Genomic DNA, 19,869 nt, shown 5'->3' with positions numbered 1-19,869 from the left:
GGGCATTAAAATCTTACGTAAAACGTACCGTTCTTTATACAGGTTTTACTGTTGTTAGATCTAATTCTGCATTAAATTCTTTTAAAAAGAGTTGTAAATTATCGTCTTGCTGTAAATCTTGTTTAGCTTTTTCACGTAATGCTTTATAAGTCTGACGATACCAATCCGTTGGAGTAAGCTGTTCACTATTTGTTACTTCAATAGAGAGCGAAATCTGTTTTTGCTGAAATTGAGCTAGCGCTTGTTGCAAGTTTTGTAATGCAGCAGACGTATTCAAGTGATGTTTTTCAGCTTTAATGCCTAATAAAATCTGCTTATCTGTTTGTTTAATTAAAAGACAATTCAGAGCTAACTCTTTTGTTAAGTTATTCACATTCAATGATTCAACCAGATCGGTCCAGTAATCTTGAGCGCGCGCAATATCAACTACTTTAGCTCGTAGCTCTGGTGTAATATCTTGTTCTAAAGACTGTTTTAAATCAGAGGGTTTTACCCCTTCTTGCATCTTTGCCAATTCAGGATTACGCCATTCCCAACGATAGGTTTCTGCAAAATTATCCTCACTAGACACCTCTTGTTCTAATTCTTCTATTTCATCAAGTGTCTCTATATTAGATGTTTTTAAATGATGAGGAGCCAATTCTGTCAGTTTTTGTTGAAACGCCACTGAAGGTTTTACTGGATTTACTGCGACCCTTTCCCGCTGGATTACCAACTCTTTCTTCATTCCAATCACAGGAAGTGCGGTGAGTTTTTTTTCATCCTCAACAACCAACGTATCCAATACAGGACTAACTATGCTAGAGGGCTGGCTACGTTTTTTTTTTTCGTTTTGAGAAGTGAGGCTTAGTTCATCTAATTTATCAATCTGGGCTAATGCATCTAAAGCTGCAGAATATTCTATGGAATGATTATCTTCATACTGGTGAGATTGAACGGAATTAGATTGATGAGTTTCCGCGCTAATTGGCGCTTTTATATTACGCTTATATTGGGCAGAAATAGTTTGTGATACCACAGGCATATCAACATAGGCTGCCTCAGCCGAATTGGCACTTTTAACTAATTTTACCTCTGTTTTACTTTCTGAGTCATGAGTTGATGTAAGAGCAACATTGACTAACTTTGGATGAAAAGCCAAAGCTCGTAATAATGTCATTTCAACACCAATACGGGGAGTGGGTGCTAATGTTAATTCTTTACGTCCAGTTAAAACAACTTGATAAAAAAACTGAACATCTTCAGGTGAAATATGACTAGCTAAAAAACCGATTTGACTACTATCATCAATTTGCGGATTAGGTAGTAACTGCTGCATTGCAATTTTATGTAGGTTTTCTGCAATATCGCGTAAAAGTTCGTTCCAATCCCCTCCTTTTTCTGCCACAGCCTGAACTGCTTGCATCAATATTTCACCCTGCCCTTGCTGTAAGGCATGTATAATATCTAATGCTTGGTTGTCGTCTAATAAGCCAAGCATCTCATTCACAATCGATAAGGTAACATTACTATTACTCATAGCAATTGCTTGATCTGCTAAACTTAAACTATCACGAATACTGCCTTGAGCAGCTTTAGCAAGCTTATCTAATGCTAAAAACTCAAAAGGAATTTTTTCTTGTTTTAATATAAACTCAAGATGCTGTGCAATTTGTTGTTGCTCTAATGCTTTCAAATGAAATTGCATACAGCGCGATAAAATCGTGATAGGCAGTTTTTGAGGGTCGGTCGTAGCAAGTAAAAATTTAACGTACTCTGGTGGCTCTTCTAAGGTTTTAAGCAAGGCATTGAAAGAATGACGCGACAACATATGTACTTCATCAATTAAATAAACTTTATAACGCCCTTGCACTGGCTTATACTGCACATTATCCAGTAACTCTCGCGTATCCTCTACTTTCGTACGTGATGCAGCATCAATTTCAATTAAATCAATGAAATGTCCTTCTTCAATTGCTTTACAATGTTCACACAGTCCACAAGGATCTGCTGTTACACCATTAACACAATTCAACCCCTTTGCAAATAAGCGCGCTATTGAGGTTTTCCCAACTCCGCGCGTACCTGAAAACAAATAGGCATGATGTAATCGATTTTCTTTCAAGCCATTGGAAAGTGCTGCCAAAATATGACGCTGTCCGACAACATCACTAAACGTCTTTGGTCGCCATTTTCTTGCCAATACTTGATAGCTCATTTATTTCCCTTTTTTAAAACTACAAGTTTAAATTAATGCCCTTCAAAATTTACTAAAGTATAAGTTTTAATACCAAGATTATTTAAACGCTTTTCTCCACCTAAATCAGGTAGGTTAATCACAAACGCTGCATTTTTGACTTCGCCACCTAAACGCTCAACTAACTTGGCCGTTGCTTCAATCGTCCCACCAGTTGCTAATAAATCATCAATGATCAAAACATTGTCATTTTGTTGAATTGCGTCAGTATGGATCTCTAAAGTATCTTGACCATATTCTAACTGATAAGATTGTGCGATTGTTTCACGAGGTAATTTTCCTGGCTTTCTGACTAAAACAAAAGGTACATTCAATGCTAATGCAACTGGTGCGCCAAAAATGAAACCTCGAGATTCTGTACCAAGTACTTTGCTGATACCTTTATCTTTGTAACGTTCAACAATTAAATCTATTACAGCTCGAAAGGCTTCTGGTACTTCTAATAAACTCGTGATATCACGAAAAATGATACCTTCTTTTGGATGATTTGGAATAGACTTAATAGAAGATTTAATTAAAGCGAGTTTGTTATTCATTGTTTTGCCTAAAAAGTGCGGTTAAAAACAAAAAATATTTGTAATTTCAATTTGATACATTCAGATGTAAATTACAAACATTTAATCAAAAATTTGCTTCTCATTGTCGCAAAAAAAACAACCTAACTCAAACCTTTCTCATACTTTTTTGCTAGCTTTTAACAATCTTTTTTATAGTTTTTTACTGCTTTGATAAACAATATACAAAAAATGATATTCTTTTACATCATGGTATGCAGTCATCAAGTTAAATCAGCTAGCGATAAATATCAGTACCATCTTTACGCGTTTTCAATAAACGTAAAATCCAGACATACTGTTCTGGTGTTGGTGTAACAAAACGTTCAATTTCTTCATTCATTGCACGCGCAGCCTGCTCTGGTTCTTCAGTTAACTCCATTACAGGATGAATTTCTATTTCATATTTACCCGATACAGCGTTATAACGTGGAAACATTGGAATAACAACTGCTTTTGTCAAACGTGCTATTTTATTGATGCCAGGTAAGGTTGCTTTATATGTTGCAAAAAAATCGACAAATACACTCAGCTCTGAACCATAATCTTCATCTGGCAAATAATAGCCCATCTCACCTTTTTTCACATGAGTTAAAAATGGCTTTATTCCGTTCTGACGAGCATGCATCTTACCACCAAAACGTTGGCGGGCTAATGTCCATAACCAATCGACTAAAGGATTACGATGTGGATTATACATCGAGGTCATTGGCATACCTTGAGCATGCAAAATAATACCTGATGCATCAATTGCCCATGCATGTGGCACTAACAAAATAATGTTTTTTCCTTGTGAACGCGCTTCTAGAATATGCCCTAGTCCTACAAATTGACTACGCTTTTGTAAATGTTGCTTAGATCGAATGACGATTTCTCCGATTCCTAACATCACTTGCGTCACTGTAACAAACATTTCATCTATGACAGATTCACGCTGTTCTTCGCTCCATTGAGGAAAACAATATTGTAAATTAACATTTGCCCGATGACGTTGTTTTTTCGCTTTGTGTGCAACCACCATACCAATTTTACGCGCTAAATGATCACGTAAACGGAAAGGAACAAACGCTAGAATTAACAAGCCTAAAATACCAAGCCAAATTGCCCAATACTGTGGTAACAAATAAGACCATGAAAAACGTGGTTCATAGCCCACTCTCGCAGTTAAACGTATTTCTTCTTCTGACATATTTATTCCTGTTTAGCTAAACCATCCCTGCTCATATGCCATCTTAATTGTCATGATAAAAGACATAATGACTACCATTGGGCGAATAAGGACTTTTCCTTTTGCGAGTACCATTTTGGCACCTAAGTTTGCGCCAATAAATTGTCCTACCATCATAGCGAATCCTACAGACCACATAATTTGTCCACCAATAAAAAAGAAAATTAATGAAGCAATATTAGAGGTGAAATTCAGCACTTTTGCATGAGCCGTCGCTTTAGTAAGATTAAAACCAAGCAGCATGACAAAAGCAAGGCTAAGTAAAGAGCCTGTACCCGGTCCAAAAAAACCATCATAAAAACCAATACCCAAGCCAGCACTACAAGCAAACATACTATAAGATATACGTTTTTGCCTGTCTTCATCGCCTAACTTTGGTGTTAATAAAAAATAGAAGCCGATAGCTAAAATTAAGAAAGGTAAGACTTTTTTAATCATTGCACTATCGACTAACTGAATAAGAATCGAACCGAAAGAAGCACCTATAAAAGTCATTAATAAAATTAACCAAACTTCTGATAAATTGACCGCTCTTTGACGTAAGAAATATAAACTGGCGGAAAATGAACCACCACAAGCTTGTAATTTATTTGTACCTAAAGCTAAAGCGGGCGGCATACCAACCATCAGTAATGCGGGAATAGTAATCAATCCGCCTCCACCAGCGATCGCATCAATAAAACCAGCAATAAAGGCGACAAAGAATAACAATATAATAATTTCGAAACTAAATTCCATGAATATTCCTTATTCTAACCATTCGCTACGATTTGGTGCATTTAACACTTGCTGACATAACGGTGGTGCTTGTGGTATTACTTTAGGCTCACTTGGTGTTTTGGAAGGTTTAACAGGTTCAAACCAAGAATATAATTCTGCCCCACAACCATCTCCAGATGGGACTGGTGCTTGATTTTCACAATAATTTGCCCCTTTAGGACAAGTTAGACGGACATGAAAATGTGAATCATGGCCAAACCAAGGACGTACTTTATGTAACCATGCCCGATCATTTCCAGCGCTTTGACAAAGTTTTAATTTGATCGCTGGATTCACAAAAATCCTTGTTACATTAGGATCTTGTGCTGCCAATTTAATCAATGTTGCATGGTGGTGATTCCATTTCTTCTCATCGACACGTTGTGTTTTTCTATCGACGACTAATAATCCTTTACCATCTGAATTTAATGCATCTTTATCTGACATCGTTCCCATGCGCAACCAAATATCTGCATCTAGCCCCATCTGGTGACTAGCGTGCCCTGTTAAAAAACGTCCCCCACCAGGCATCGCAATATCACCAATTAATATCGTCGGTAAACCCGCTGATTTAGCTCTTTTACCTAAGCGTTGCAAATATTCAATCATATCAGGGTGTCCATAATAGCGGTTACGATTTTTACGGATCACTTGATACCCCTCGCCTTTATAGGGCAAGGCTTCAGCGCCGATAATACAGCCATTGGAATAACTTCCTATGGGTTCTGGTTTACCAGGAATAGGACGCTTAATTTTCTGCCACTCTTGTGGTGAAGCATAAGAGGCAGCACTAAAAATTGAAAAAAGTGCGGTCAAAATTATTATCTTTTTACATAATTTTTTCATACGTCCTCTTCATATGATACAGCTATCTAATCAGTTATGGCTTAGTATTAGTGCTAAATTAAACAAACGACTAACGATTTTGTGCCTTATGTCTTAATAAGTGATCTAGTAATACAATTGCAACCATTGCTTCTGCAATAGGGACTGCACGAATCCCAACACAAGGATCATGACGTCCTTTTGTCACGACTTCAACAGGCTGATTATGTAGGTTCACTGAACGTCCAGGGATAGTAATACTTGAAGTTGGTTTCAAAGCAATAGTCGCAATAATCGGTTGTCCAGAACTAATTCCCCCTAAAATGCCTCCAGCATGATTCGATAAAAAACCATTTGGAGTCATTTCATCACGATGCTGTGAACCTCGTTGTGTAACAACAGCAAAACCATCACCAATTTCAACTGCTTTAACTGCATTAATCCCCATTAATGCATGTGCAAGATCTGCATCAAGACGGTCAAAAACTGGCTCTCCTAAACCAACAGGGACATTTTCAGCAACCACTGTGAGCTTAGCTCCAATCGAATCTCCTTCCTTTTTTAACTGACGAATTAACACATCAAACTTTTCTACTGCATTTTGATCAGGGCAGAAGAAGGGGTTACTATTAACTTGCTGCCAATTAATTTCTTCAATAACTTGTGGTGCAATTTTCACGTCACCAATTTGTGATAAAAAACCACGCACTTCAATATTAAATTGCTCACGTAAATATTTTTTAGCTATTGCACCAGCAGCTACCCTCATTGCCGTTTCCCGTGCAGAAGAACGCCCACCACCACGGTAATCACGAATGCCATATTTTTGTTGATAAGTAAAGTCAGCATGCCCAGGGCGAAAACGATCTTTGATCTCACTATAATCTTGTGAGCGTTGATCCGCATTCTTAATGATCATCCCAATGCTCGTACCCGTTGTTTTCCCTTCAAATACCCCAGACAAAATCTGAACTTCATCATCTTCACGGCGAGGGGTTGTATACCGAGAAGTACCTGGTTTACGACGATCCAAATCGGGTTGAATATCTGCTTCTGATAAACTAAGCCCTGGTGGAACACCATCAACAATACAGCCTAAAGCCACACCATGTGACTCACCAAATGTCGTGACACGAAAAAGCTGTCCAATACTATTTCCCGCCATAGTTTACCCTTCTTGTTTTTTTACTGGAAAACATTGTTGATTAATTTTCACTTCTTCATTTGTTGTTTGGTTTTTAATAAATACATCTAATTGGTTAAATGAAATATCTACACCATTTTCTTCAAATAATTGATTAATACGACGATTTAAGAAATCAACTGTTGGATTACGATCTGCTAATTTACCTACATATAAACGTAACTCATGATCTAGTGAGCTAGCGCCAAATGTTAAGAAATAAACGACTGGCTCAGGTTCTCTTAACACACGATCACATTCACTTGCAGCCTGTAGTAATAAACGTTTCGTCAATTCTAAATCTGAGCCATAGCCTACGCCAACCTTGATTACAACTCGTGTAATTGAATCATTTAACGCCCAGTTAACCAAACGCTCTGTCACAAAAGCTTTATTTGGCACAATTACTTCTTTACGATCAAAATCAATTAAAGTAGTCGAACGAATGCGAATCTTTGAAACTGTACCAGAATATTCACCAATCGTAATCACATCACCAATACGTACAGGACGTTCAAATAAAATAATCAGTCCAGAAACAAAGTTAGCGAAGATTTCTTGTAAACCAAACCCTAGACCAACAGAAAGTGCAGCAAATAACCATTGTAATTTAGACCAAGACATGCCTAAAGTTGAAAAAGCTAACCCTGCACCAATAGCAATAATAAAGTAAGTAGCTAATGTAGTAATCGTATAAGGCGTACCTTGCGAAAAGTTAATACGAGAAAATATTAACACTTCTAATAAGCCGCCGATATTGCGTACTAACGCATACATTGCAATTAAAATGACTACTGCAAGTAATAGATTTAACAATGTAATTGATTCCATCACGGTACCAGCAGCAGTCACTACACTTTGCTGCCATAAAGTAACACCCTGTAGATAATAAGCCACTGTTACTAAATCAGCCCAAACCCAATACAGCATACCTAGTAAAATAACCGTTAATAGTAGGTCTGTTACACGCAATACTTGATCTTTTACTTGTGCAATCCCCAAGCTTTCATTTTGCTGTAAATCGATGCCTATCCTAAGTTCTTCTTCTGTTTCGACTTTAGTTAAAGATTGTTGCTGTTCGTATTTCTCTTTCATACGATTATAAGATAGGCGACGAGAAGATACAGTTAAACTACGATGTATCGTATTCTTTAATACTAACCAAATCACTACAACAAAATAGGAGGACATCAAATGCTCCATTAAATTAAGTGCGGTATAGTAATATCCCATAACAACTAAAATAATTAAGATGATTGGTGCACCAACCAAGAAAAAGCGGCCAATTTTTAAAATCATATGAATTGATTTCGTTCTATCTTCCGAAGAGTGTTCATAAGATTTCACCGCATGCTGAATACGAGGTCCAATGATTAACAAAGAAATAAACAACACAGAAATAGTCATGACCTGTCCAATAACATCATTCGTAATACCTGTTTCTAAATGTGTAAAGATCGAGGCATTAATCCAAAGTGCGGATATCCAGACTGACCGACTGAACACGCGATAAAACATATCAACACTTTCTTTGGGCATATTAAAGTGGCGATATGCAATACCGTTTGGGCGTAACAGCGATAACATAAAGGCGAAGAAACACCAATACCCCCCCATACTGATGACCCAACTTGCTACACTGAGTGGTTCTTCAAAACAGATATAAACCATTAAGACTAAAAATGCTAAGAATAACAAAGTGCTTGGTAAACATAATACGAATGTCCAAAACAATGCCTCAGGTGTATGTAGCTGACTATCTGAGTTTAATGTATTAATTCGTTGATTAATATGAGTTAAACGCTGCTTAATTTTTACTTTCTGTAGCTGAATAAATGTACTTAACACTAATAAAAAAGCCATTAATAGTGCGGCAGGAAGTAGGTCTTCACGCCAATTAGAGAAATTGATTTGTTTAATAATTTCTTTTGTTTCAATTTGGAAAGCAGGTAAAAAGTTTTTAATCCAATCTAAATCCATTGGCGCATTACTTTTGACCCAAAAACTTTGTTGCTGTAATTTACTTTGTAGCTGATCACTAATTAAAGCAACTTGTTTTTGATTAAGCTCAATATTTATCACTAAATTGAGTTGATTATTTAATGAACCAATAATATCGGATAGTAATTTACGACGCTCTTGTAAAACAGAGTCAAGATTATTTCTCTCTTCAGATGTAAATTTGAACTGTGATCTTGTCTCAAGTTGATTAATATAATTTTGAGTATCATACAAATTATCGCGAGCTTCTGTTAAATCAAAAATCTTTACTCGTAAATCTGTAATTCGTTTAGAAAGTCCACTTATCATTTCATCTTGTGGCAACAACTCTTTTTGTTTATTAATAATACGTGAAAGTATTAGTGAACCCTGTAACGCACTAATTTGATCTTCAATATTACGTTGAGTCTGCTGTAAATTATTAAGTACATTTTTAATACGTAAATTATCTTGTGACAAACTGTTCATTTCTGTAGTTTGTTGCACAAGCTCTTGACTCAATTTCACATTCATCTCTAACTGATGAGCAATTTCGGGATGTAGAGTATCTTTATTATCTTGCTGAGATTTCGTTAATTGCTCTACTTGTTGTTGTGATTCTTTTAAATATTTTTGATTAATAGCATCCTGCAATGCTTTCGTTTGCTCTTGTAACTGTGCTTGCTCTACATTTTTCTCTTCAAGTTGAACTGTATACAATGTGGTTAAAACATTATTACCTTGTAGTAACAATTTATTGTACACATTCTGTAATTCTAATAACTCCAGCTCTGTTTCAAATTTAAGTTGTCCAGTCGGTAAAATATCAGGGTTAGTAAGTAACTTATTAATTTCTTGAAGTCGTGTTAAATTCGTATTTAACGTAACTTGTGCTCGTTCTGGTGCAGTACGCAAAGCTACTAACTCGGTATTTAAACTTGTTGTACCCGCTTGTACTTGTTGTAAATCTTGCTGAGTTGTAAGTAATTTTGCTTGTAAATCCGCTAAGGATAATTTTTCTAACACTTCTGATGAAGAAATAGACTTATTTTTTAATTTTACAAGATTTTCTTGTGCTTTTGATGTCTGCTCTACTGCATTATCAATACGGGTCTGTAAAGCTTTTGTGTCTGCTTTTTGCTTTTCAATTTTTCCCAGTAAAGCTAGGGTTTCCTCTAAATTTTGTACTACAATTTTATTATTAGGATCGTTAAGGTCTGCACTTTTGGCAATTTTTAACTGAGCTTGCACATCACTTTCTGTTGGAATCTGTGCAAATAATAAAGGTGAGCTAAACATAAAGGATAAGCTCAACACAAAATATAAATTCATTAATAAATTCTTTTTCATCTGTTACTTCCCTAATAAATGCTGTAATTCCAGCTTTAATCTTGCCCGAGAAATTTTAATTGCACCTTGCTGCAACTTGTGTGTATCCAATGCAAAGTACTGCACTGGTTGTTTAAATTTTTCTAATTTATTCACTAGCCAATTTTGTAATTCAGTAACTAATGCAACTGAAAAAGGCTGAAAAAATTCAACAAAAGCGACAGGACGTTGACCAAATTCAAGATCTTCTTTAGGTAAAACAAAGACTTGTTTAACATATTGCCAATTCTGAATAACACGCTCTATTTCTTCTGGCTGAATATTTTCCCCACCAGAAATGAACATATTATCAACTCGTCCTAAAATTACCAACTCATTATCAAGCCATATTCCTTTATCTTTAGTTTGTAACCAACCTTGTTCGTTAGTTAACGGGATAATACCCCCCGCTTGCCAATATCCCATTGCAAGTCCCGCCCCTCTTAACCAAATTTCATCATTCACTAGCTGATATTCACGATTTAATAAAGGTTGACCAACACCATCTTTTTCATCACTTAATTTAGCAAATACCGTCGATGCCATTTCTGTCATACCATAGCCTGAATAGCTGAATACTCCTCTTTTCATTAGTTGCTGTGTTAATTCCACAGGAATATGCGCGCCACCTAATAAAATATGCTGAGTAATAAATTGGCATGATGGATATGCTTGCCAATATGCAAGTAAACGCTGTAGTTGGGTCGGCACTAAAGAAACATGAGAGCTTCTACAAACTGAAGCATAAAAATCAGTTTGTGGAAAATTTAATCTTGCCCCAGTCAGTAACCAACGCCAAATGATCCCTTGCCCAGAAACATGATAAAGGGGCAAAGAGAGTAGCCAGCTATGATGAGCATGAAACTGCATTAACTGACAAACTCCCATAGCATTATCAAGATGTGCTTGTATATGATGTACCACAGCTTTTGCCTTACCTGTTGAACCTGAAGTTAATGTCATTGTTGCTGGCAGTAAAAAATGTTGTAAAACAGACCGCTCTTTTAACACATTTTCATTGCATGTCACTTTTATATCAAAGTTAATAGACTGACAATTTATTAAAGCTAATGGCGTGGGAGAATAATAGAAAGCGATATCAGCATCACTACAAATTTGCTGAACTTTATCAATTGGAAAAGCTGGATTAATGGGTAAGACTCTGGCGCCTAATTGAATCGCGGCAAGATAAAGCAAGAGCAACCTTAGCTCATTCTTACCATATAAAGCAACGCCTGTTTGCAAGGCTACACCTTGCTCTTGTAAAATAGCAGTATATTGCTGAATCACATAATTAAGTTGTTGCCATGTAAAAACCTCGCCTTGCGAATCTTGCAAGGCGATTTGGTTCATCATTTTAGGATTACGTGCAAATTGTTGCCAAGGAAACATTATTAATTTGCAATAAAATAAGTTCTAACGTCTTCAATCAAGTCTGTCGGTAAATGCATAGATTGCATTGCACCTTCTAACATTAACATTTTACGCCCACTATTAGTGTTAGTGATTACCCAATAAGGTGTATCTGGAATTTGTTTTGGCTTAGTGTGATTACCTGCTAGTAGCAATGTTGCCTCATCTCGAGCAAAATAAACTCGAGTTCGACCTTGTAGAGATTCCGCTGCTTGTGCAAAACTTTCTGGATTTGTGCGATACAGTACACTTAAAATTTTCAAAAAACGAACAACCGCCTTTGTTTCTTGTTGGAAGTCAACCGAATTTAATAAATTACGGACTTTAAGTGTAACTTGCTGAATAGACTCATCTGATTGTTTTTTAGGCAGTACTTTAGGCTCTTCTATTTCAGATTGTATAGTTTGCTTTACCTCTGGTGTAGTAGTAACAACCTCTTTCACGACGTCTTGTGCCAAAACCACCTCAGGCTTTGGCATATTTTTATTAGAAAAATTAAGCAAACGGCGCAAAATATCAGATGCACTTTCGCCAATAGATTGCGTTTGGCTCGCAATGTATTGATAAAGTTCTTCATCAACTTCAATAATTTTCATTTTTTCCTCCACTTGCTTGATCTCTTTCAGATTTTGCCACATTATAACGATTAATTTACAAATACTCTATACACAATCCATACAAATTATGTCTAAACAATCTTTATTAAACTATCAGTTTCACCAATTAAAACAAGCAATTAATCAACCAACACTGGTATTCATTCATGGCTTATTTGGTGATATGAATAATTTAGGCACAATTGCGCGCGCATTTAGCGAACACTATCCAATCCTTCGTGTTGATCTACGTAATCACGGACAAAGTTTTCATAGTCATGAAATGAATTACGATTTAATGGCACAAGATCTTGCAAACCTTATTCATCACCTTCAACTCAATAAAGTCATTTTAATTGGGCACTCTATGGGGGGGAAAACAGCAATGAAAATGGCAGCATTCTTCCCTGATTTAGTTGAAAAATTAATCGTTATAGATATTGCACCAATTCAATATGCTCACAATGGTCATGATAATGTATTTGCAGGCTTATTGGCCGTAAATACAGCCCAAGTACAAACGCGTCAAGAGGCGAAAAAAATACTTGCCACATATATATCAGAAGAGGCTGTTCAACAATTTATGTTGAAATCATTTGATAACCAATCCCCCGAATCATTCCGTTTCAATTTAAGTGCATTAAGACAGAATTACGCCCATCTTATGGACTGGCAAAATTGTTATGTCGAATTGCCTACCTTATTTATTCGTGGAGGTCTATCTCATTATATTCAGCCAGAAAATACAGCTCAGATTCTAGCTCAGTTTCCTAATGCCAGCTCTTTTACAATCAATGGATGCGGACATTGGGTCCATGCAGAGAAACCTGATTTTGTTATTCGAGCAATTGAAAGATTTTTAATATCAAACAAATAGATAACTAACACAGAAATTCGTGTTTTAATCCCATATGAATTGTGTTATAGTTCAGCACTAATTCAGTTGTGGCTTATCATTCTCACTTAGCCACAAGTTTTCAGTGATTTGACACATGGCAAAACAAGATGCAGATTGTATTACATTAGATCTGTTTGCTAATACTCCCAAAGTTGGACGCCCCAAAACAAATCCACTGAGTCGTGAACAGCAAATTCGTATTAACAAACGTAATCAATTAAAACGAGATAAATCCGTTGGATTAAAACGTGTTGAGCTAAAGTTACATATGGATTTAGTTGAACAACTAGAAGATTTGGCGACAACGTTGAATGTTAGTCGATCAGAAATAATTGTAACTATTTTACAAAATTATTTTAATACTCAAGAACATAGGTAATAAAGATGGCTGTTGTTGGTTTATTTTATGGCAGTGATACAGGCAATACTGAAAATATTGCCAAAATGATTCAAAAACAACTTGGTAATGAACTCGTCGATATTCGTGACATTGCTAAAAGTACAAAAGAGGATATCGAAGCATACGATTTCTTAATGATTGGTATTCCAACATGGTACTATGGCGAAGCTCAATGTGATTGGGATGATTTTTTCCCTACTCTAGAAGAAATAGATTTTACAGATAAATTAGTTGCAATTTTTGGCTGTGGTGACCAAGAGGACTATGCAGAATATTTCTGTGATGCAATGGGAACTGTACGTAATATTATTGAACCTAAAGGTGCAATCATCGTAGGACACTGGCCTACCGAAGGTTATACTTTTGAGGTATCACAAGCATTAATTGATGATAATACATTTGTTGGCTTATGTATTGACGAAGATCGTCAACCAGAACTTACCGCTGAACGTGTGGAAAAATGGGTTAAACAAGTTTTTGATGAAATGTGTTTAGCAGAACTTGCTTAAATGTAAAATATAGAAGGGGCAACTATGTCTGAAGAAAATATCAAACTATTGAAAAAAGCTGGTCTGAAAATTACTGAACCTCGTTTAACTATTTTAGCATTGATGCAAGAACACAAAATGGAGCATTTCTCTGCAGAGGATGTATATAAAATGCTACTAGAGCGTGGTGAAGAGATCGGCTTAGCTACCGTTTATCGCGTATTAAATCAATTTGATGAAGCAAATATTTTAACTCGTCATAATTTTGAAGGTAACAAATCTGTTTTTGAGCTTGCACCTACAGAACATCATGACCATATTATTTGTGTAGACTGTGGTAAAGTATTTGAATTTAATGATGATGTTATTGAAAAACGCCAACGTGAAATCAGTAAACAACACGGCATCGAATTAGCAACACACAGCTTATATCTTTATGGCAAATGTAGCGATATTAATAACTGTGATGAAAATGGCAAAAAATAATCGCTATCTACTTCGCTAAAATAGCCATCTCATCTGCACTTTAATCGTTAAACGAGTAATTAAAGTGCAGTTTCCTTTTTATATGCCTGTTTAGGTTTATTAAAGTTACTCTTATTTTCTGTCACAATAAGCTAAAATAATCCCGCCAACTTATCAAAAAGTTTACATGACTAAATTTAGGTTAATTATTTATAAAATAACTAACAATTAAGAGTAAGTAATTTAGCTATTTCTCTCAATATTCATAATTAGAAATATGAATAAATGAGCTCTTTAATATTGTATAAATAGAAATTAAATTTGGACTTATGAGTTTTAGATATGACTATCTTAATAAAGAGAAATTCAAATTTTACCAATTTTTCTTCTTTATAGAGTACTAAAAAAATATAAGGAAAAGAAGTTAATTAAAAAGTAAGCCGTAATCAATTAATTGTACTGGCTTTTGACTAATGAATTGAAAAATGGCGGAGGAAGTGAGATTCGAACTCACGGAGGGCGTAAACCCTCGCCGGTTTTCAAGACCGGTGCCTTCAACCACTCGACCATTCCTCCGTGGTTGTGGGTGGTTAATATAATACAGTTAGTTTATTGAGTAAATTAAAAAACACATTGGCTTTGCTTGAACGATGAAATTTCACCCACTTTGTCTTTTATTTAAACTAAATTTTATCAAATTGTTAACTTTTGAGATTGACTTTTCGTAGGCTAACCAGTACTTTATCACTATTATCTGATTTTGCCCTATTCCATTTACAAAGGAGCTTTTACTATGGAATCTCGTATTGTTCTTGATAGCAGAGAAACGTCCTTACTTAATACACATAAAGTATTACGTAATACTTATTTTTTATTAGGATTAACCCTCGCATTCTCAGCTATCGTTGCTTATATTTCAATGAGCTTAAATTTACCTCGCCCAGGTATTATTCTTATGCTTGCGGGTTTCTATGGTTTATTGTTTTTAACTTATAAACTATCCAATAGTGGGTTCGGCATACTTGCCACCTTTGCTTTTACAGGTTTTCTAGGTTATACATTAGGTCCTATTTTAAATGTTTATGTTAGTAATGGAGCAAGTGATATTGTAGTGTTTGCTTTAGCTGGCACCGCTACAGTTTTTTTTGCTTGTTCCGCTTACGTATTAACAACTAAAAAAGACATGTCTTTCCTATCAGGCACTCTTTTTGCATTATTCATTGTGTTGTTATTGGGTATGATTGCAAGTTTCTTCTTCCAATCACCAATGTTATATATTGCAATTAGTGGGCTATTTGTTGTGTTCTCAACAATGGGAATTTTGTACGAAACAAGTAATATTATCCATGGAGGAGAAACAAATTATATACGTGCAACAGTAAGTATTTTTGTGTCTCTTTATAACTTATTTATTAGTTTATTAAATATCTTTTCAATCTTATCTAACGAAGATTGACAATCAGATTAATAGGTAAATATAACGCCCCATTATTGGGGCGTTTTTGTTATAATACACATAATCAAAGTGCGGTCAATTTTTAGAAAATATTTAAAATATGATTCAAATAAATAATCTCTACATCGAAACTGATTCATCTGGTTACTTGCTAGATCTAAACCAATGGAACGAAGATGTTGCTCTAGCTATTGCTAAACAAGAACAAATTGAATTAACCGAGGCTCATTGGGAAATAATTTACTTCGTACGCCAATTTTATCAGGAGTATAAAACATCTCCCGCTATCCGTATGCTTGTTAAATCACTGGCTCAAAAATTAGGTGAGGAAAAAGGAAACAGTCGTTATTTACAACGCCTTTTCCCTGATGGTCCAGCAAAACAAGCTACCAAACTTGCTGGTCTACCTAAACCAGTAAAATGTTTATAAATAAAAATATTTATATATCGTATTTGATAATCATTTTTATTTACAGTGCAGTATTTTAGGAATAGAATATGCTCGCGACTTTATTAACTAACAACATAAGGAGAAAATGATATGCGTCGCTTAGCCGTTCTTTTAAGTGCAATTTTGCTTGGAGTGTCTAGCTCTCCAGCTTTTGCAAAATTCAAAGTAGTAACTACATTTACTGTGATTCAAGATATCGCTCAAAACGTTGCTGGCGATGCTGCTGTTGTTGAATCAATTACAAAACCTGGTGCAGAAATCCATGATTATGAACCGACACCAAAAGACATTGTAAAAGCTCAAAATGCTGATCTTGTCCTATGGAATGGTTTAAATCTTGAACGTTGGTTTGAAAAATTTTTTCAAAATGTTAAAGATAAGCCAGCTGTGATTGTCACCGAAGGCATTACACCAATTTCAATCTATGAAGGTCCATATAAAGATGCACCAAACCCGCATGCTTGGATGTCAACATCAAATGCATTAATTTATATTGAAAACATTAAAAATGCACTTGTGAAATATGACCCTCAACACGCTGAAATCTATATAAAAAATGCAGAAAATTATGCAAATAAGATTAAGCAACTAGACCAACCTTTGCGTGAAAAGTTATCAAAAATTCCTGATAGCCAACGTTGGTTGGTCACTAGTGAAGGGGCATTTAGTTACTTAGCAAAAGATTATGGCTTACAAGAAGCTTACTTATGGCCGATTAATGCAGAAGAACAAGGCACGCCACAACAAGTTCGCCAAGTCATTGAAACTGTACGTAAAAACAATATCCCTGTTGTCTTTAGTGAAAGTACTATTTCTGATAAACCAGCAAAACAAGTGGCAAAAGAAACTGGCGCAAAATATGGTGGTGTATTATATGTAGATTCACTTTCAACTGCTAAAGGTCCTGTACCAACATATATTGATTTATTAAATACTACTGTTTCGACTATTGTTAAAGGATTTGAAAAATAATGCCCTCACCTACTATTGCCTCAATTTCAGTAAATGATGTCACTGTACGTTATAATAATGGACACCTTGCGATTTATGATATGACATTTCATTTAGAAGGCGGAACAACTTGTGCTTTAGTGGGTGTAAATGGTAGTGGAAAATCGACTCTTTTTAAGAGTCTTATGGGATTGGTTAAACCACAACAAGGTACAATAACACTGTGTGGTTTACCAATTTCATCAGCTCTCAAACAAAATCTCGTTTCTTATGTGCCTCAATCTGAAGATGTTGATTGGCAATTCCCCGTTTCAGTTTATGATGTCATTATGATGGGACGTTACGGTTATATGAATTTTTTGCGTATCCCAAGTGAAATCGATAAACAAAAAGTCCAACAAGCTATGCAAAGAGTAAGTATTGAGCATCTTGCTGATCGACAAATCGGAGAGCTTTCTGGGGGACAAAAAAAACGTGTATTTTTAGCACGAGCACTTGCTCAACAAAGTAAAATAATCCTTTTAGATGAACCTTTTACGGGTGTAGACGTAAAAACAGAAAATGCCATTATGGATCTACTCGACCAACTACGCCTTGAAGGTCATCTTATCCTTATTTCGACACATAACTTAGGAACAGTTCCCGATTTTTGTGACCAAGTTGTGATGATTAACCGAACAGTGCTTGCAACAGGAAAAACAGAAACAACCTTTACACAAAAAAATCTTGAATTGGTTTTCGGTGGTGTATTGCGCCACATAAAACTATTAGGTAAAGATATTCATGATGATGAAGACAGCCGTTCTGTGACGGTACTAAGTGATGATGAATTACCTGCTGTATTTTATGGTGAAACGAAAAACGATCCCCCCGCCCCCATCACTAAAAATCCAGAACCAAAAGGTGATAAATAATGTGGGATTTATTGCTTGAACCATTTCAATATAATTATATGATGAAAGCAATTATATTGTCTGCTGCTGTAGGTGGTATCTGTGCGTTTTTATCTTCTTACTTAATGTTAAAGGGCTGGTCCTTAATTGGCGATGCACTCTCACATTCTGTCGTACCAGGCGTAGCTATCGCTTATGCTCTTTCATTACCTTATGCACTAGGTGCTTTTTTTTCTGGGATATTAGCAGCATTGTCCATTCTCTGGATCAAGTCAATTACTAAATTACGCGAAGATGCCGTCATTGGTTTTATTTTTACAACATTTTTTGCATTAGGCCTCTTAATCATCTCTCTTAATCCTACTTCAATTAATGTTCAAGATATTATCTTAGGTAATATTCTAGGTATCGCAGATGAAGATATCAATCAAGTTGCTATTATTATTACTATTACATTAGGTCTATTACTCATTTTTTGGAAAGATCTATTACTGGTTTTTTTCGATGAAACTCACGCGACTTCTGTTGGCTTATCACCATTACGCTATAAAGTGCTTTTCTTTACATTATTAAGTGCTTGTGTGGTTGCGGCATTACAAACTGTCGGTGCTATTTTAGTTATAGCAATGGTCATTACACCAGGTGCAACTGCCTACTTACTTACAGATCGTTTTCAAACACTTGCTATCATTGCAGTTATTTTAGGTGTAAGTACTAGTGCACTTGGTGTTTATATTAGCTATTTCTTAGATGGTGCGACAGGAGGTCTCATTGTTTGCTTCCAGACAGTGATTTTTTTACTCGCTTTTTTCTTTTCACCCAAATATGGTGTGTTAAAACCTAAAAGTGAGGTTAAAAACTCTGTAAAAATGGAGAGAGAAAATGTCTGATATCATTCAATGGATTACAGAGCCTTTCTCTTATCCATTCATGCAAAATGCATTATTGACAGCATTAATTGTTGCCATAATTTGTGCCGTACTGTCTTGCTATCTTGTACTAAAAGGTTGGTCATTAATGGGAGATGCGATCTCTCATGCCGTCTTACCAGGTATTGTTATTGCCTTCCTATTAGGTCTTCCTCTATCTATGGGGGCATTTGGAGCAGGTATTTTTTGCGCACTAAGTGTAGGATATTTAAAAGAAAATAGCCGAATCAAAGAAGATACTGTAATGGGAATCGTATTTTCAGGTATGTTTGCCTTTGGTATTGTCTTATTTACGAAAGTCGAAACTGAACAACATCTTTCTCATATTTTATTTGGTAATTTACTTGGGGTAAGTTCAACAGAATTGCTGCATACCTTTATTATTTCAACGCTTATTTTCACCACTTTAATGGTAAAACGTCGTGACTTTTTACTCTATTGTTTCGACCCAAGTCATACAAGAGTTGCTGGACTTTCACCCAAAATTTTACATTATGGACTACTTATTTTATTAGCATTAACAATTATAACTGCAATGCAAGTTGTGGGGGTTATTCTAGTAGTTGCGATGCTAATTTCACCTGGTATCACTGCTTTTATTTTAAGTAAACGTTTTGATCGAATGCTCATTATCGCAATATCCATGTCAGTCACAACTAGTATACTCGGTACTATTATTAGTTATCATATTGATGCTGCAACAGGGCCTTGCATTATTTTATTACAAGCTGTTTGCTTTATGCTTGCTTTAATCTATCAAAAACTAAAGCTACGTACTCTCAAAAAAATGAAGTAA

The 19,869-nt window shown here is 35.6% G+C and carries 19 protein-coding genes and 1 tRNA gene; 10 read left to right on the top strand and 10 right to left on the bottom strand.

Annotated elements, in window-relative coordinates; genetic code table 11:
* Nucleotides 1–34: 34 nt before the first annotated feature.
* The 9 genes from dnaX to seqA form a co-directional block, all read right to left on the bottom strand.
* Nucleotides 35–2,197, bottom strand: coding sequence for a DNA polymerase III subunit gamma/tau (gene dnaX, locus K7G93_RS02040; RefSeq protein WP_226690932.1), 2,163 nt, complete (start codon nucleotides 2,195–2,197; stop codon nucleotides 35–37).
* A gap of 32 nt (nucleotides 2,198–2,229) precedes the next feature.
* Complete coding sequence (apt, locus tag K7G93_RS02035) at nucleotides 2,230–2,772, bottom strand: adenine phosphoribosyltransferase (RefSeq protein WP_049215132.1); 543 nt, start codon at nucleotides 2,770–2,772, stop codon at nucleotides 2,230–2,232.
* A gap of 256 nt (nucleotides 2,773–3,028) precedes the next feature.
* Nucleotides 3,029–3,979, bottom strand: coding sequence for a lauroyl-Kdo(2)-lipid IV(A) myristoyltransferase (lpxM, locus tag K7G93_RS02030; RefSeq protein WP_373316110.1), 951 nt, complete (start codon nucleotides 3,977–3,979; stop codon nucleotides 3,029–3,031).
* Between the two features lie 12 nt (nucleotides 3,980–3,991).
* The gene (locus tag K7G93_RS02025; protein ID WP_226690931.1) at nucleotides 3,992–4,756 is read right to left on the bottom strand and encodes a TSUP family transporter; all 765 of its coding nucleotides are present in this window, start codon (nucleotides 4,754–4,756) and stop codon (nucleotides 3,992–3,994) included.
* Nucleotides 4,757–4,765: 9 nt separating this feature from the next.
* Nucleotides 4,766–5,623 (bottom strand): penicillin-insensitive murein endopeptidase, encoded by an 858-nt coding sequence (mepA, locus tag K7G93_RS02020; RefSeq protein ID WP_049215137.1) that lies wholly within the window; start codon nucleotides 5,621–5,623, stop codon nucleotides 4,766–4,768.
* Between the two features lie 70 nt (nucleotides 5,624–5,693).
* Nucleotides 5,694–6,767, bottom strand: a complete 1,074-nt coding sequence (gene aroC, locus K7G93_RS02015; RefSeq protein ID WP_226690930.1) for a chorismate synthase — start codon at nucleotides 6,765–6,767, stop codon at nucleotides 5,694–5,696.
* Nucleotides 6,768–6,770: 3 nt separating this feature from the next.
* Nucleotides 6,771–10,115 (bottom strand): mechanosensitive channel MscK, encoded by a 3,345-nt coding sequence (gene mscK / locus K7G93_RS02010; RefSeq protein WP_226690972.1) that lies wholly within the window; start codon nucleotides 10,113–10,115, stop codon nucleotides 6,771–6,773.
* A gap of 3 nt (nucleotides 10,116–10,118) precedes the next feature.
* A complete protein-coding gene (menE, locus tag K7G93_RS02005; RefSeq protein ID WP_226690971.1) occupies nucleotides 10,119–11,525 on the bottom strand; it encodes an o-succinylbenzoate--CoA ligase in 1,407 nt (468 codons plus the stop codon).
* Nucleotides 11,526–11,527: 2 nt separating this feature from the next.
* Nucleotides 11,528–12,142: a replication initiation negative regulator SeqA gene (gene seqA, locus K7G93_RS02000; RefSeq protein ID WP_226690970.1), complete on the bottom strand. Its 615-nt coding sequence runs from the start codon at nucleotides 12,140–12,142 to the stop codon at nucleotides 11,528–11,530.
* An 88-nt stretch (nucleotides 12,143–12,230) separates the two neighbouring features.
* Between seqA and K7G93_RS01995 the strand changes: the two genes are divergently transcribed.
* The 4 genes from K7G93_RS01995 to fur all read left to right on the top strand — a co-directional run bounded on the left by K7G93_RS01995 (nucleotide 12,231) and on the right by fur (nucleotide 14,414).
* Nucleotides 12,231–13,019, top strand: a complete 789-nt coding sequence (locus K7G93_RS01995) for an alpha/beta fold hydrolase (RefSeq protein ID WP_115322874.1) — start codon at nucleotides 12,231–12,233, stop codon at nucleotides 13,017–13,019.
* A 115-nt stretch (nucleotides 13,020–13,134) separates the two neighbouring features.
* A complete protein-coding gene (gene ybfE / locus K7G93_RS01990; RefSeq protein ID WP_049215147.1) occupies nucleotides 13,135–13,419 on the top strand; it encodes a LexA regulated protein in 285 nt (94 codons plus the stop codon).
* Between the two features lie 5 nt (nucleotides 13,420–13,424).
* Entirely contained in the window at nucleotides 13,425–13,949 is a 525-nt protein-coding gene (gene fldA, locus K7G93_RS01985) for a flavodoxin FldA (RefSeq protein ID WP_115322875.1), read from the top strand.
* A 24-nt stretch (nucleotides 13,950–13,973) separates the two neighbouring features.
* Nucleotides 13,974–14,414, top strand: a complete 441-nt coding sequence (fur, locus tag K7G93_RS01980; RefSeq protein ID WP_049215150.1) for a ferric iron uptake transcriptional regulator — start codon at nucleotides 13,974–13,976, stop codon at nucleotides 14,412–14,414.
* Between the two features lie 465 nt (nucleotides 14,415–14,879).
* On the opposite strand, the gene K7G93_RS01975 is transcribed toward fur, so the two are convergent.
* Nucleotides 14,880–14,969, bottom strand: a tRNA-Ser gene (locus K7G93_RS01975).
* Nucleotides 14,970–15,186: 217 nt separating this feature from the next.
* Between K7G93_RS01975 and K7G93_RS01970 the strand changes: the two genes are divergently transcribed.
* The 6 genes from K7G93_RS01970 to K7G93_RS01945 all read left to right on the top strand — a co-directional run bounded on the left by K7G93_RS01970 (nucleotide 15,187) and on the right by K7G93_RS01945 (nucleotide 19,869).
* The gene (locus tag K7G93_RS01970; RefSeq protein WP_049215880.1) at nucleotides 15,187–15,849 is read left to right on the top strand and encodes a Bax inhibitor-1 family protein; all 663 of its coding nucleotides are present in this window, start codon (nucleotides 15,187–15,189) and stop codon (nucleotides 15,847–15,849) included.
* A gap of 100 nt (nucleotides 15,850–15,949) precedes the next feature.
* Complete coding sequence (locus tag K7G93_RS01965) at nucleotides 15,950–16,279, top strand: TusE/DsrC/DsvC family sulfur relay protein (protein WP_226690969.1); 330 nt, start codon at nucleotides 15,950–15,952, stop codon at nucleotides 16,277–16,279.
* A 111-nt stretch (nucleotides 16,280–16,390) separates the two neighbouring features.
* On the top strand, nucleotides 16,391–17,272 hold the full coding sequence (locus K7G93_RS01960; protein WP_191134933.1) for a metal ABC transporter substrate-binding protein: 882 nt from the start codon (nucleotides 16,391–16,393) through the stop codon (nucleotides 17,270–17,272).
* A complete protein-coding gene (locus tag K7G93_RS01955) occupies nucleotides 17,272–18,165 on the top strand; it encodes an ATP-binding cassette domain-containing protein (protein WP_049215887.1) in 894 nt (297 codons plus the stop codon). The genes K7G93_RS01960 and K7G93_RS01955 overlap by 1 nt, the downstream gene beginning before the upstream one ends.
* Entirely contained in the window at nucleotides 18,165–19,034 is an 870-nt protein-coding gene (locus tag K7G93_RS01950) for a metal ABC transporter permease (protein WP_049215889.1), read from the top strand. Before K7G93_RS01955 ends, K7G93_RS01950 begins: the two co-directional genes overlap by 1 nt.
* Entirely contained in the window at nucleotides 19,027–19,869 is an 843-nt protein-coding gene (locus K7G93_RS01945) for a metal ABC transporter permease (protein WP_049215891.1), read from the top strand. The genes K7G93_RS01950 and K7G93_RS01945 overlap by 8 nt, the downstream gene beginning before the upstream one ends.

This window comes from Pasteurella canis (assembly GCF_020810675.1).
Taxonomy (GTDB): domain Bacteria; phylum Pseudomonadota; class Gammaproteobacteria; order Enterobacterales; family Pasteurellaceae; genus Pasteurella; species Pasteurella canis.
The sequence above is the reverse complement of the archived record's forward strand: the minus strand, read 5'-3'. Positions and strand labels throughout refer to the sequence as shown.